General features: G+C 68.9%; 10 protein-coding genes. 1 reads left to right on the forward strand and 9 read right to left on the reverse strand.

Annotated elements, in window-relative coordinates; genetic code table 11:
* Positions 1-6: 6 nt before the first annotated feature.
* Positions 7-1353, forward strand: a complete 1347-nt coding sequence (locus tag CEK29_RS14780; protein WP_094858570.1) for an aminotransferase class I/II-fold pyridoxal phosphate-dependent enzyme — start codon at positions 7-9, stop codon at positions 1351-1353.
* Between the two features lie 7 nt (positions 1354-1360).
* Here the strand turns inward: CEK29_RS14780 and CEK29_RS14785 are convergent, their stop codons facing one another.
* The 9 genes from CEK29_RS14785 to CEK29_RS14825 are packed head-to-tail and all read right to left on the reverse strand — an operon-like array spanning position 1361 to position 13479.
* Positions 1361-2944 carry an LTA synthase family protein gene (locus CEK29_RS14785; RefSeq protein WP_249279035.1) on the reverse strand — a complete coding sequence of 528 codons (1584 nt, stop codon included), beginning with the start codon at positions 2942-2944 and terminating at the stop codon, positions 1361-1363.
* A complete protein-coding gene (locus tag CEK29_RS14790; protein WP_094858571.1) occupies positions 2937-3704 on the reverse strand; it encodes an SDR family NAD(P)-dependent oxidoreductase in 768 nt (255 codons plus the stop codon). The genes CEK29_RS14785 and CEK29_RS14790 overlap by 8 nt, the downstream gene beginning before the upstream one ends.
* Complete coding sequence (locus CEK29_RS14795) at positions 3701-4921, reverse strand: capsule biosynthesis protein (RefSeq protein ID WP_094858572.1); 1221 nt, start codon at positions 4919-4921, stop codon at positions 3701-3703. Before CEK29_RS14795 ends, CEK29_RS14790 begins: the two co-directional genes overlap by 4 nt.
* 3 nt (positions 4922-4924) lie before the next feature.
* On the reverse strand, positions 4925-6991 hold the full coding sequence (locus CEK29_RS14800; protein ID WP_094858573.1) for a capsular polysaccharide biosynthesis protein: 2067 nt from the start codon (positions 6989-6991) through the stop codon (positions 4925-4927).
* Entirely contained in the window at positions 6988-8025 is a 1038-nt protein-coding gene (locus CEK29_RS14805; RefSeq protein WP_094800179.1) for an SDR family oxidoreductase, read from the reverse strand. Before CEK29_RS14805 ends, CEK29_RS14800 begins: the two co-directional genes overlap by 4 nt.
* A gap of 15 nt (positions 8026-8040) precedes the next feature.
* Positions 8041-9330 (reverse strand): Vi polysaccharide biosynthesis UDP-N-acetylglucosamine C-6 dehydrogenase TviB, encoded by a 1290-nt coding sequence (tviB, locus tag CEK29_RS14810; RefSeq protein ID WP_094858574.1) that lies wholly within the window; start codon positions 9328-9330, stop codon positions 8041-8043.
* 21 nt (positions 9331-9351) lie between these two features.
* Positions 9352-10446, reverse strand: a complete 1095-nt coding sequence (locus tag CEK29_RS14815; protein WP_094801619.1) for a polysaccharide biosynthesis/export family protein — start codon at positions 10444-10446, stop codon at positions 9352-9354.
* A 10-nt stretch (positions 10447-10456) separates the two neighbouring features.
* Positions 10457-11383 carry a capsular biosynthesis protein gene (locus CEK29_RS14820; RefSeq protein ID WP_249279110.1) on the reverse strand — a complete coding sequence of 309 codons (927 nt, stop codon included), beginning with the start codon at positions 11381-11383 and terminating at the stop codon, positions 10457-10459.
* Between the two features lie 11 nt (positions 11384-11394).
* Positions 11395-13479, reverse strand: coding sequence for a glycosyltransferase (locus tag CEK29_RS14825; protein WP_094858575.1), 2085 nt, complete (start codon positions 13477-13479; stop codon positions 11395-11397).
* Positions 13480-13489 lie beyond the last annotated feature (10 nt).

The following is a 13489-nucleotide window of genomic DNA, read 5'->3' on the forward strand; positions in this document are numbered from 1 at the left end:
GGACCCATGGCTACACTCAAACCCGCCAAGGCGCCCGGCGACAGCCTGAAAGATAAGCTGATCCGTCATGCCCTGGAACGGCGGCTGAACCGCGCATCGGCCCCGGTGCCCGCCGTCGGCGCCGCCGCGCCGGCCAGCGCGCCGGTGCCCGACGCCCATTGCCGCTTCGACCAGCATCCGGCCTATCAGCAGTTGCGCATCATCAACGACGGCGCCGCGCGGCTGGGCGTGGCCAATCCGTTTTTCAAGGTGCACGAGGGCTCGGCCGCCGCGAGCACGCGGATCGGTGGCGAGCGCTATCTGAACTTCTCGAGCTACAACTATCTGGGCTTATCGGGCGACCCCGTCGTCGCACAGGCGGCCAAAGACGCCATCGACCGCTACGGCACGTCGGTATCGGCCAGCCGCCTCGTCTCGGGCGAACGGCCGATCCACCGCGCGCTGGAACAGGCGCTGGCCGAGCTCTACGACGTGGACGACGCCATCACCTTCGTCAGCGGCCACGCGACCAATGTGTCGACCATCGGCCACCTGTTCGGTCCGAACGATCTGATCCTGCACGATGAACTGATCCACAACAGCGTGCTGCAGGGCATTCAGCTCGCGGGCGCGCGCCGCCTGTCCTTCCCGCACAACGACGCCGCCGCGCTCGATGAGTTGCTCACCCGCGAGCGGCGCGGCTTCGAACGCGTGCTGATCGTGCTGGAAGGCATCTACAGCATGGACGGCGACTACCCGGATCTGCCGGCCTTCGTCGAGCTCAAGCGGCGCCATCAGTGCTTCCTGATGGTGGACGAAGCCCATTCGCTGGGCGTCATGGGCGCGCGCGGTCACGGCATCCGCGAGCATTTCGGTCTGGCCGGCGACGACGTCGATATCTGGATGGGCACGCTGAGCAAGACGCTGGCGGGCTGCGGCGGTTACATCGCCGGCGAGACGGCGCTGGTGGAGCACCTCAAGTTTCTCGCGCCGGGCTTTCTCTACAGCGTGGGCATGCCGCCGCCGGTGGCCGGCGCGTCGCTGGCCGCCCTGCAACGCCTGCACGAGGTTCCCGACCGGGTCCGCACGCTGCAACAGCGCGGCCAGGCATTTCTCGCCCAGGCCCGCGCCGAGGGCATCGACACCGGCACCAGCACGGGCCTGGCGGTGATCCCCGCGATCATCGGCAACTCGATCAAGGCGGCCCGACTCTCTGCCGCCCTGTTCGACCGCGGGCTCAATGTGCAGCCGATCCTGCACCCTGCCGTGCCCGAGCAGTCCGCGCGCCTGCGCTTCTTCATCTGCAGCGAGCACAGCGAAGCCGACATCCGCGACGCGGTGCAGCTGACGGCGCAGGAAATCCGGCGGCTCTGAGCGGCGCTCAGGCCGCCACGCGGGCGCCGCCGCGGTACAGCCCGGCGGCGGCCAGAAAGGTCTGGGCGAGATCGTGCACGGCAAGCTCGCGCACGGCCCGCGCGCCTTGCGATCGCGCATTCCACACCAGGTAGTCGGTCAGGCCGTCGGGCTCGCCCAAGGCGCCGTAGACCTTTTCCATGATCGGCACGTGATCGCCGTACACGCAGAGGGTCGCGGGCCGGTCGAGCGAGCGCATGGTGTCGGCCAGGGTCTGGAACATGCGGTCGGCATTGCGCAGATGGCGCACATAGGCGCCGAGCTCGTCGCAGCCGGCCGGCAACTCGCCCCGGATCAACTCGGCCACTTCCGCCGGGTCCAGGGACTCCCAGTGCAGCGGACCGTGGTTCTCCATCGTGATGACGTGCACATAGAGCGGCTGATCGCCCGCCTCGCGCAGCAGCGCCGCCACGTGTTCCGCCACCGGCACGTCGCCCACGTAGGCGCCCACGCGATCCGCCGGATCGAAGGCCGCGATGTCGGTGAAGGCGTCGAAGCCCAGGCGGGGCAAGACCCGGTCGCGCCGATAGAAGCCGCCGTGATAGGGATGCACGCACACCGTGCGGTAGCCCCATTGCCGCAGATGCGAGGCCAGCGTGGGCACGGGCCGCGCACACAGCCGGCGATACGGGTTATAGCGATGCACGCCCAGCTCCTCGGCCGACACGCCGGCAAGAAAGCCGAATTCCGAACGCACCGTGTTCGCGCCCCAGGCGGCCACGCGCAGCCGCCCGCTGGACTCGGCCTGCGCGCGCAGGCCGTCCCAGTGCGCCAGGACCTCCGGGCGCACCATGGGATAGCGGCTGCGCGGATCGAAGAAGGACTCGCTCTGCACCGACACCAGATGCGGCAGCGCCGCGGCGGGCCTGGGCCGCAGGTTGACGAACGGAAAGCCGGCGAGCGGCTTGGGCGGCTCGCGACGCTCGGCACGCCCATACGTCCAGAGCAAGGCGGCCATGCCGAGACGGCGCAGGTCGCTGCGGGCGCGGAACGACGCGCGCGGCAGCCGCCGGGCGGCCAGCAATGCGAGCGCGGCGCCCGCCGCCAGGAAGGCGGCCACGGCCCCGAGCCAGTCGGTCCAGGCCGCGCCGTAGGCGGGCTCGAAGCGCAGGGCCACCCACACACTCGCCGCGTAGACGGCGATCGGCACCACCACGCCGGCCCAGCCCAGGAACGGCAGATAGAGGCGCGGGTGACGCAGGGCGTCGATGAAATACTCGAAGTCCGCGGTGACGAAGGGTTCGCGCAGCGAGCGATACTTCGCGTTGCTCACGCCCACCAGGATGCCCTGCACCACCACCAGATTGGCGATGGCGAACCAGGGCCGCCGGAACAGCGCCAGCTCGAGCGCGAACAGCACCGTCCACCCGCCCGCGTGCAGGCACAGCGCGGACACCGGGCGCCGCCACGGCGCGCGGGGTGCGGGCCGCAGCGCCCCTTCGATCAGAAAACTCAACACGAGCCCGCAGGCCCAGGGCAACGCCAGGGTGGCATGCGACTGCCACCACGCGCTGACCGGCCACAGGCCGGCGAATTGCCAAAACTCAGTCACGATAGCCCAGCCTGCGCAGAATGAAGCCCGACACGGCGGGATGGATGCCGGCCAGCAGCCAGCACCCGAAGTTCAGGGGAAAAGGAAAGCTGATGCGGGCACGGTTGGCCGCCAGCCCGCGGCGGATGCGTTGCGCCGCGCGGGCCGGCTGCCACAGAAACGGCTTGGGTCCGGGCATCGCCTCGCACATCGGCGATTCGACGTAACCCGGCATCACTACATTGACGCGCACGCCGTAGCCGGCGAGGCCGTCGCGCAGCGCCTCGCCATAGGCCTTGAGCGCGGCCTTGCTCGCGCTGTAGCTCGGCGTCTCGGGCAAGCCGCGCCACGCGGCCAGCGAGCTGATGAGCGCGATCTGCCCGTCGCGGCGTTCCCGCATGGCGGGCAGCACCCCTTGCACGGTCGCCATGGCCGCCCGCACGTTCACATCGATGAGCATGCGCGACTCCTCGCGATCCTCGCCCATGCCGTTGGCGCGGGCGTGGATGTTGACGCCTGCATTCACGATCACCAGGTCCGGCACACCGGTCGCGCACACGGCGGCGAGCCACGCGTCGAGCGCGGCCAGGTCGCGCACGTCGAGCACCTGGGTGCTGACGCGCGCGCCGCGCGCCTGGCATTGCGTGGCCAGCTCCGCCAGGCGGTCCTCGCGGCGGCCCTGCAAAATCAGCGTGGTGGCGGGCGCGGCATAGGCCAGCGCGAGCGCGGCGCCGATGCCGCCCGTGGCACCGGTGATCAGGATCGAGCCCGGGCGTTTCATAGCAGCGCCTCCAGCGGAGAATGCACCTGCGTCATGCGCGACACGGCGTTGCGCACCGCCAGCCGGATGCCCTCGGCGCTGTAGAAGCCGCCGTTCACCTGACTGGCATGGATCACGATGCGACGAAACGCCTGGTACAGCAGATTGTCGGGCGGGCCGGCCTCGCGCCAGAAGGCGTCCAGGCCATGCTGCCAGGTGAGCCCGGGCAGCGCGTAGATCGGGCTGGCCAGCGCGAGCGTCGGACAACCATGATCGAGCGCCGCGGTACCCACGGTGCTGTTGACCGTGACCACGCCGCGCGCATGGCGCAACAGCGTGGGCAGGTGCCCCGACTCGAGATAGCGCACCCGGTCGGTCAGCCCGTGCTGTCGCGCCAGCGCCGCCACCGTGGCGCCATGGTTCGCAAAGCCCGGATCGAGCGGATGATTCTTCACGACCAGCAAGGCGTCCGAGCGCGCGTGGCGGGCAAACGAGGTCATCACCTCGTTCACCAGCTCGCGCATGGAGCCATACCGCGAATGATCGCGGATCTGGGCATCGCTTTCGAGCTGCAACGGCAGCATGTAATACGGCCGCGACTCGCCCGCCAGCGCGGCGACGGTGCGCGCGTCGTCGGCGACCTGCCGCCGCAACGTGACCGCCCGCCGCACATAGGCGGCGTACTCGCGCGCGACGCCATACGGCGCATGGGTGCGGTACTTGGGATAGAACACGGGATTCCAGGCGCTGCAGCTGTGGTACGCCACGTCGTGCCAGGCGCGCAGCCAGAACGGCGCCTTGAAGGTCTGGGCCGTCTCTTCGCTCACGCGCGCGGCGGCATCGAGGTACCAGCGCGGATCGCGCGGCAGCGGCGAGTGGGCATTGACGCCGCCGCGCTCGAGCGTGACCCAGTGCGGCCGGAAGTAGCCTTCTTCGAACACGTGCACACGCACGCCACGCTCGCGGGCCCGCGCCACCGCCTGGCGGTGCACGGGGCGGCGGTCACCGAACAGCACCACGTCGGTCACGCCGCGCTGGTTCATCTGCTGTTCGACGAACGCACCGCTCTCCTCGGCATCGCCTCGATAAGCGACCGCGCCGCCGCCGCGCCAATAGGCCTGGTCGCCGACCGTGAAGTTGATCTTGGCGACCGAGTGCCCGGCCTGCCGCAGCGCCAGCGCGAGGCAGGCGAAGAACGGCGAACATACGCCCTGCAGGAACAGATAGCTCGCGTGCATGGCTCAGCCCCGATACGCCAGACGGGCCTGCCACACCGCCTGGAGCTTGCGCACCTGCCGCCGGGCATAACCCGCGCGCAACGATGCGAGGCGGCCCTGCGCCTGCAGGCGCTCGCGCGTCTGCATGATGCGGGTCAGCACGGCCTCGCAGGTGGTGTAGCCGCGCAGCTCCCAATCCCAATACAGCGGATAGCGCAGCAGCGTGCCGGCCACCAGCTCGTCGAGCGTGAGCCGGCGGTGCCGGCGCACGATGCGGCCGCGGTCTTCGGTCAGCCCCCAACCGGCGTAGAAAGGCTGGCCGTAGACCACCACGCGCTTGCCGCGCAGCAGGGCGTCGAAGCCCGACAGCGAGGTCATGGTGTGCACCACGTCGCAGGCCTCGATGCAGCTCACCACCGACAGATCCTGCTCGATATGGTCCGCATACTCCAGCGCCTGGGCCTGGGCCACGCGGCCGCGCCGGTTGCGGCTCAGCACGTCGGGATGCGGTTTGTAGACGATATAGGCATCGGGATGCGCCAGCCGGGCCTCGGCCAGCAGGGCCAGGTTGGTGCGCACGCTTTCGCAGCCGAAGCGCACCGAGGCATCGTCCTCGACCTGACCCGGGACCAGCACCACTTCCCTGCCCTGCGTGTCCCAGCCCGCAGGCTCGGGCTGCGCCACGTTGTACTTCGTGATGCCGTGCGCCACGATGAAGGCGCGTATCCGTTGCGCGGCCGCGCGGTCGCCCACGCTGAAGTGGCCGTGGTTGAGCTCACGCTCCAGGTCCGACTCACGGCGCGGGTCGAAGTAGATGCCGCTGCCGTCCAGCGCCAGGCTCATGGGCTTGATCAGGTCGGAACCCAGCCCCACCGAGCGCATGAAGCCGTCCTCGATCGCGACCAGCGCCGCGCCCGTGCGCTCGGCCAGTTCCGTCAGGCCGCCCGGCGGCTCCGCGCCCCAGAACGCCAGCGCCTCGCCCGGCTCGGGCTGCAACGCGGCGGCCTGGGCGGCGTTCTCGGCGCTCACCACGCCACCGGGGAACGGCGACAGGATGGGCGAGAGATGCGCCGTCTTCCAGCGCCGGGTACCCACCAGGATGGTGCGCACCGGCATGCGGCGCGCCATCGTCCGCTGCCGCACCAGCCAGTCGATCACGTCGAAGATCGTGCCGCGCCCGTGCGAGAGCGGATCGATGTAACGCGTGTAGTGAAAATAGGCCGCGGCAAACAGCTCTTCGAGCGATCGTTTGCGCGTGCGGCGCGAGCAGCTTTGCCGGTCGTCCGTCAGGCCCCAGCCGGCATACCACGGCATGCCGAAGCAGGTCACGGGCTTGCCCGCCAGCAGCGCCTCGAAGCCCATCTGCGACGTCACCACGTAGACGTGGTCCATCTGCTCGAGCAGGCCGATCGCGTTCATGTCCGTGTCGAGCAGCACCAGATCGGGATCCGAGATCGCCTCGCCCAGATAGCCGGCCTTGGTGCCGGCCACCACTTCGGGGTGCGTCTTCACATGGATCAGCGCGTCCGGGTGTTCGGCGCGCGCGGCCGCCAGCATGCGCTGGAACGTGTCCGCGTCGGCCAGCCCGAGCGTCACGCTGGTGTCGCCCAGCGTCTGGTCCACGACCAGCACGCGCTTGCGCCCGTTGGCCGGGGCCAGCAGCGGCGGCTCGAACGGCGTGTGGTTGTACTTGGAGAGCCGATGCGCGCGGACGCGGGTCATGGCGTCGGGCACCGCGTCGTCGAGGTCCGCCAGCAGGTCGGTGTCGCTCTGCAGCATGACCTCGAGCTCCGACGGCCGCGTGGCGTCGTAGTAGATGCCCAGCCGGTCCACCACCAGCGACAGGGTCGGGCTGCCCTGCCCCATGCCGAACGAACGGAGAAAGCCGTCTTCGAGGGCCAGGTACGGGAGGCCCAGCCGGTCCGCGCGCCGGCGCGCACCCTGCGCGCTCGGCTTGGCGCCCCACCCCGCGACCGCCTGCAGGCGGCGGCGCGCGGCCGGCCGCCAGGGCCGATAACGCGTGATCGCCGCACCCAGCAACTCGGCCAGGAGCGGGATCCGCGCAATACCGCTGGAGTGGATCTCGATCATCGCAGGAACCGGACGTACCAGGGCATGGCCGCGTCGACACCCAGCAGGATGTCGAAGCGCGGCTGGTAGCCCAGATGACGGCGCGCGCGGCCGATGTCGGCCTGAGAGTGGCGCACGTCGCCCTTGCGGAACTCGGCGTGCTCGGCGTCCTTCTCGTAGCGCACGCCCTGCTTCGCCAGGCTGTCGCGCAGGAAGCCGAACAGCTGGTTCAGCGTGGTGCGGCCACCGAACGCGACGTTGTAGACCTGGTTCACGCTCTTCTCGTCGGCCAGCGACGCCAGCAGGTTGGCCTGCACCGCGTTGTCGACATAGCAGAAGTCGCGGCTGGTCTCGCCGTCGCCGTTGATGACCAGCGTCTCGTTCTGGATCATGGCGGCGGTCCACTTCGGAATCACCGCGGCGTAGGCGCCGTTCGGATCCTGGCGGCGGCCGAACACGTTGAAGTAGCGCAGGCCCACCGTATTGAAACCATAGGAACGGGCGAACACGTCGGCGTACAGCTCGTTCACGTACTTCGTGACCGCGTACGGCGAGAGCGGCTTGCCGATGTTCTCTTCGACCTTGGGCAGCGCACGGTGATCGCCGTACGTCGAGCTCGAGGCGGCGTACACGAAGGACTTGACCTGGGCGTCGCGCGCGGCCACCAGCATGTTCAGGAAACCGCTGATGTTGACCTCGTTGCTGGTGATCGGATCGGCCAGCGAACGCGGCACCGAGCCCAGCGCGGCCTGGTGCAGCACGCGATCCACGCCCTCGAGGGCGCGCTTGCACGTGTCCAGGTCGCGGATATCGCCTTCGATGAAGGAAAAGCGTGCCCATTGCTCGGGCGTCACCAGCTCGCGCACCTCGTCCAGATTGCGCTGGTGGCCGGTCGCGAAGTTGTCCAGGCCGACCACGGTCTGGTCCAGCTTGAGCAGGGCTTCCAGCAGATTCGAGCCGATGAAGCCGGCGCAGCCGGTCACCAGCCACTTGGCCGGCGTGGCGCGCAGCTGCGCGCACAGGGTGTCGAAGCGGTTATCGAAACGTACGTTCATGTCGTTTCCCCCCGCTTACAGACGGATGTCGGCCGCGTCGGCCGGCAGCACGTACTTGAGGTCGTACAGGATGTGCTTGGCCTTGCCGAGCTTGCGGATCTCGGCGGCGCCCATCTTGACGAACTCGTCGTGCGACACGGCCAGGATCACGGCGTCGTATTTGCCTGCCTCGGGCGATTCGATCGGCGTGATGCCGTACTCGTGCTCGGCCTCTTCCTTCTCGACCCACGGGTCGTACACGTCGACAGCGACGTTGTACTCACCGAGTTCCTTCACGATGTCGACCACGCGCGTGTTGCGCAGGTCGGGGCAGTTTTCCTTGAAGGTCAGGCCCATTACCAGCACGCGGGCGCCTTCCACGTAGATGCGCTGCTTGGTCATGGCCTTGACCAGCTGCGACACCACATAGCCGCCCATCGAGTCGTTCAGGCGGCGGCCCGCGAGAATGATCTCGGGGTGGTAGCCGATGGCCTGCGCCTTGTGCGTGAGGTAGTACGGGTCCACGCCGATGCAGTGACCGCCCACCAGACCCGGACGGAACGGCAGGAAGTTCCACTTGGTGCCGGCCGCCTGCAGCACGGCTTCGGTGTCGATGCCCATCTTGTTGAAGATCAGGGCCAGCTCGTTGATCAGCGCGATGTTGACGTCGCGCTGGGTGTTCTCGATCACCTTGGCCGCTTCTGCCACGCGGATCGTCGGCGCCTTGTGCGTGCCGGCCACGATGATCTGCTTGTACAGCTGGTCGACCAGCTCGGCCACTTCGGCCGTCGAGCCCGAGGTCACCTTCTTGATGGTGCTGACGCGGTGCGCCTTGTCGCCCGGATTGATGCGCTCGGGGCTGTAGCCGGCGTAGAAGTCTTCGTTGAACTTCAGGCCCGACACGCGCTCGAGCACCGGCACGCAGTCTTCTTCGGTCGCGCCCGGGTACACGGTGGACTCGTAGATCACGATGTCGCCGCGCTTGAGCACGGCGCCGATGGTCTCGCTCGCCTTGACCAGCGGCGTCAGGTCGGGCTGGCGGTACTCGTCGATCGGCGTGGGCACCGTCACGATGAACACGTTGGCGCGGCCGAGGGTTTCCTTGTCGGTGGTGTAGCTCAGCTGTTTGGCGCTGGCCAGCTCGTCGTCATCCACCTCCAGCGTGTGGTCATGACCCTTGCGCAGCGCATCGACGCGGCGCTCGTTGATGTCGAAGCCGATAACCTCGCGCTTCTTGCCGAACTCGACGGCCAGGGGCAGGCCCACATAGCCCAGGCCGACGACGGCGAGCTTGATTTGGTCCAAGGATTTAAGCAATTGCGACATGAAACACCTTCTACAAAAAAATCAGTTGGAGCCGACACGTTGGCCGACGATCAGGACCTGGACGATCGGAGTGATGATCTTTTCCCACTCGTACATCGGCGCGTTGCTCACGTACACCACGTCTTCCGGCATCAGCTCGAACTGCTTGGCCAGGAACATCGACTCGGGGTTGCGCATGTTCAGACGGAACACGGTCGGATGCGGCGCGGCGCCCGCATTGCGCCCATCGAGGCGGAACACGAACACGCCGGTCGCGTCGGCGGCGCGGTCATTCAGACCGCCCGCCACACCCAGCGCGTCCAGCAGATTGGTCTGCTTGGAGGGCAGCTCGTGCAGGCCCGGCTTGGTCAGCGCGCCCATCGCCACGAAGCGCTTCAGATTGGGTTCGACCACCACCTCGGAACGCGGCTCGACGGCCACGTTGCGGCCATTGAGCAATTGCTGGTAGGGAATGCGTTTGACCTTCTTGCCGCTGCGGATCACCACGTCGGCCTGATACGGCGGCAGCGTGGAGCCGCCGGCCTGCGTGATGGCGTCCAGCGCGGTCAGCGGCCCCTTGTTGCCACCGAAGCGGCCCGGCCGGGGCACGGCGCCCGCCACCAGCACGGAGTTGGAGCGGTCGTCCGCCAGGTCCACCATGACCTGCGGCTGCACCGCGGCGCTGGCGCGCAGCGCGCCGCGCACCTGCTGCTCGATGGCTTCCAGCGACTTGCCCCGCACCTTCAGGCGGCCGACATAGGGCAGCGAAATCGAGCCGGAGGCATCGACGCGCACCGCCTCGAACACCGTGCCGCCATTGGCGAGCGGCGCGAACAGGCCACCTTCCATGCTGTCGGCCACCAGCACGCGCAGCACGTCGCCGGGCATGACGGTCATGTTGCCCACGTAGCCGTCGCTGGTCGCGCCTTCGGCGTCGGCGTCGTGCCGCACCAGCACATACGGTGCGATCGTGTCGGCCCGCACATCCACCACCTCGTAGGCGGGCTGGGCATCGCCCGACGGTTTGGCGCCATCCAGGATCGCGCCCTTCGTGGGCCCCGAGCCGGACAGCACGCCGCAGCCGGAAAGCGCCAGTACGGCCAGCACCGATAGCAGTCGAAATAGGTTCTTATTCATGCCCGTCTTGTTACTCCGGTAAAGAAAAGGAATGGCGTGCGGCGCGAGCCGGACCCGAGCGGCGCAGTTGCGCGCGCACGCGGTCCAGCATGTGTTCGGCCAGCACAGCCTCGAAACGTGGGGAATAGTGATTGACGTCGGCCCCGTCCTTGTCGAGCAAGGCGGCTTCGTCCCAGCCCTGGGCAATCTCCAGCGGATCCATGACCTCGACGCCGGGCACGCCCTCGGCCGCGGTCTTGACCCGCTCGACGTGACGGCTGCGCGACACCATGCGGCGGCCGTCCGGGCGCGCCACGTCGACGTGCGTCACCGCGAGCAGCGGCTTGTCGACCACGCGGGCCAGATAGTGCAGATCGGCGCGCACATCGGCTTCGGTGTCCTCGGCGCACACCGCGCCGCGCAGCACGCGCTCGCCCGCCGGCTTGAGCGCATCGTCGATCACGTGCTCGAACACCGGCCGCACCGCGTCGTAGGCCTCGGGCAGCACCCGGCCGTTGCGGACCAGCGAGCGCCACCAGGCCATGCCTTCGTCACCCAGTTCACGCACCAGATGCCGCACGACGAGATTCTTCTGCAGGAACACGCCGTCGACGCTCACGCTGCGCTCGGCGGCCGCCTCCACCACCAGCAGGTCCGCGGTGCGCAGCTCGTCGGCCAGCGCCGGCGTCACGATGGGCACGCGCGCGGCCGGAAACAGGAACGGCAGCAGTTGACGGTCCAGCCCGGTGCGCTCGGCCAGCCAGCGCACACGCTGCGCGGCCTCGCGGGTGCTGTGGATGTAGCCGCTGACGCCGGAGGTGTGCAACCGCGCACTCCCGCTTTCCTGCAGCAGCTTCACCGGACGGTGCACGCGGCAGCTGCCGAGCACGAACAGGTTCAGGGCGGCGGAATCGGGGGTGGACGCGGTATGCAGGGGCGCCTGGACGGCTTGGATCATCGGCGGTTTCCTCAAGGATTCTGGTAGCAACGCACGGTGGACGCGATCATCTGCGACAGCGAGAAGCGCGCCGTGGCCCACTGGCGGGCGTGTTCGGCGATGCGGGCGTCGGCCTGGCACATCTCATGGATGCGCGTGAGGGCCTGCGCCACGTCGTCGGCCGTCACGGTGTCCGCGGGCAGCGTGAGACCGGTCACGCCTTCCTGCACGGCCTCGCCGGCGCCGCCCGCGAGCGTGGTCACGACCGGCACGCCCGAGAACTGCGCCTCGATCAGCACATTGGGCAGCCCCTCGAAACGGGACAGCAGCAGAAAGGCGTCGAACTGCGTGAGCCAGTAGCCCACGCGCTTGGACAGACCCGTGAAGAGGATGCGGTCGGCCATGCCGATGCGATGCGCGAACTCCTTGACCGGCTCGAGCAGCGGACCGCCGCCCACCATGATGAAGCGCGCGTGCGGGTGCGTGGCGGCGAACTTCTGCGCCGCCTCGACCCACAGGAACGGCCGCTTGTTGTCATCCACGCGCATCACCGTGCCCACCGTGAACGTCTGCTCGGGGGTGCGCGACGCGAACTCGGCCATCAGGCCCAGCGCCTTGTCGTCGCTGGCCGGCTTGAGCGGCGCCAGGCCGTTGTAGACCACCGGAATCCGGCGCGCATCGACCTTGAGCCAGTCGGCATAGCGGTGCGCGGCGAATTGGGAATTGGAGCTCAACACCACGCCGCGCATCTTCAGCAGCTCCGAGTAGATGGTGTCGTACTCGACGCGGTAGCGGTCGGGCCGGTCCACCGGCGGCATGGTGCGCACCGACAGCACGATGCGGGGCACGCCCGCGAGCAGCGCGGCCAGTGCGGTCGCGAAGATCGAACCGTCCTGCCAGATGTGCGCGACCTGCGGCACCGACGAGCGCATCACGTCCGTGAGCTTGGTGGTGCCCTCGATGATCTGCTTGGGCAGAAAGCGCAGATATTCGCGGTACGGGGCCAGCAGCGACGAATACTCGCAGCCGCCCCACGCCTGCATGTCCGCGTAGACCGACACGGGGATACCGTTCTCGCGCAGCGTCGCCGCGAAGAAGTCGGCGCCCTCGCGGCTGCGCAGCGACCGGCACACCACCTGCACCGGGCCCACGACGCCATAGCCGGCCACCGACTGTCCCGACTGGATCGCGGTCTGCAGCGCCACCGCGGTGTTGACGAACTGCCGTTCCGCGCCGCCGGCGCCGAGCGAGCCGTTGATCATGAGGACGGTGCCCACGAACGATTCCGGGCCCGCGTCGTACTCGGCGTTGCGGCGCTTGCCGATCTCCTGGAACAGCCGCTCCAGCACCAGAATGCTGACCGGCACGTCGCGGCCTTCGCCCTCCACGCCCAACTGGCGCAAGGCGGCGATGTCGTTGTCGAGTTCGCCCAGCCGGCGCGCGACCTTGCGCCCGGCATCGCCCAGCGTCGCCGCACCGGTGCGCAGCATGGCGCGGGCACGCCAGAGCGCGCCGCGGCGCACCAGCGATTGGGCCCAGCCCACGTAGCCGTTCTCGAATGCGGGATGCTCCGCGACCAGCCGCGCGAAGCAACGGTCGGCCTCGTCCGAATTACCGATCTCGTCCCAGCTCTTGGCTTCGAGCAGGATGTCACGCGCGCTGGTGCTGCCGCCCGAGAAGTACAGCTCGAGCTCGCCGCGTGCCGCCTCCACGCCCAGCTGGCGCTTCACGCCGCGCAGCATCAGGATGAAGGCATCCGAGGAATCCGGAAAGCGCTGGTGGATGCTGCGCCACACGACCAGGCTTTCGTCGGGCTTGTGCGCCGCCTCCAGGCTGCGCGCCACCAGCACCTGGAACAGCTCCGTTTCGGGATAGTGGCGCACATATTCGAGCAGTTTGGGCACGGCGCCCTGCGGGTCGCCGGCGGCCACATGCTGTTCGAGCAGCTTGCGCGCCTCGAGCAGCGTGTCGCGCGAAGGCTCCTCGTTCTGCGGCTCGGCGGTCGCGGCCGCGGTCAACATATCGACGACAGCCAGCGTGCTCGGGCGGCCGCCGGCCGGGCCGTCGCCGGGCTCGGCACGACGCGGCTTGCGAAGACGTGAGAGAAAGGAAAACATCGAGATCTCG

This window comes from Bordetella genomosp. 5 (assembly GCF_002261475.1).
Classification (GTDB): domain Bacteria; phylum Pseudomonadota; class Gammaproteobacteria; order Burkholderiales; family Burkholderiaceae_B; genus Bordetella.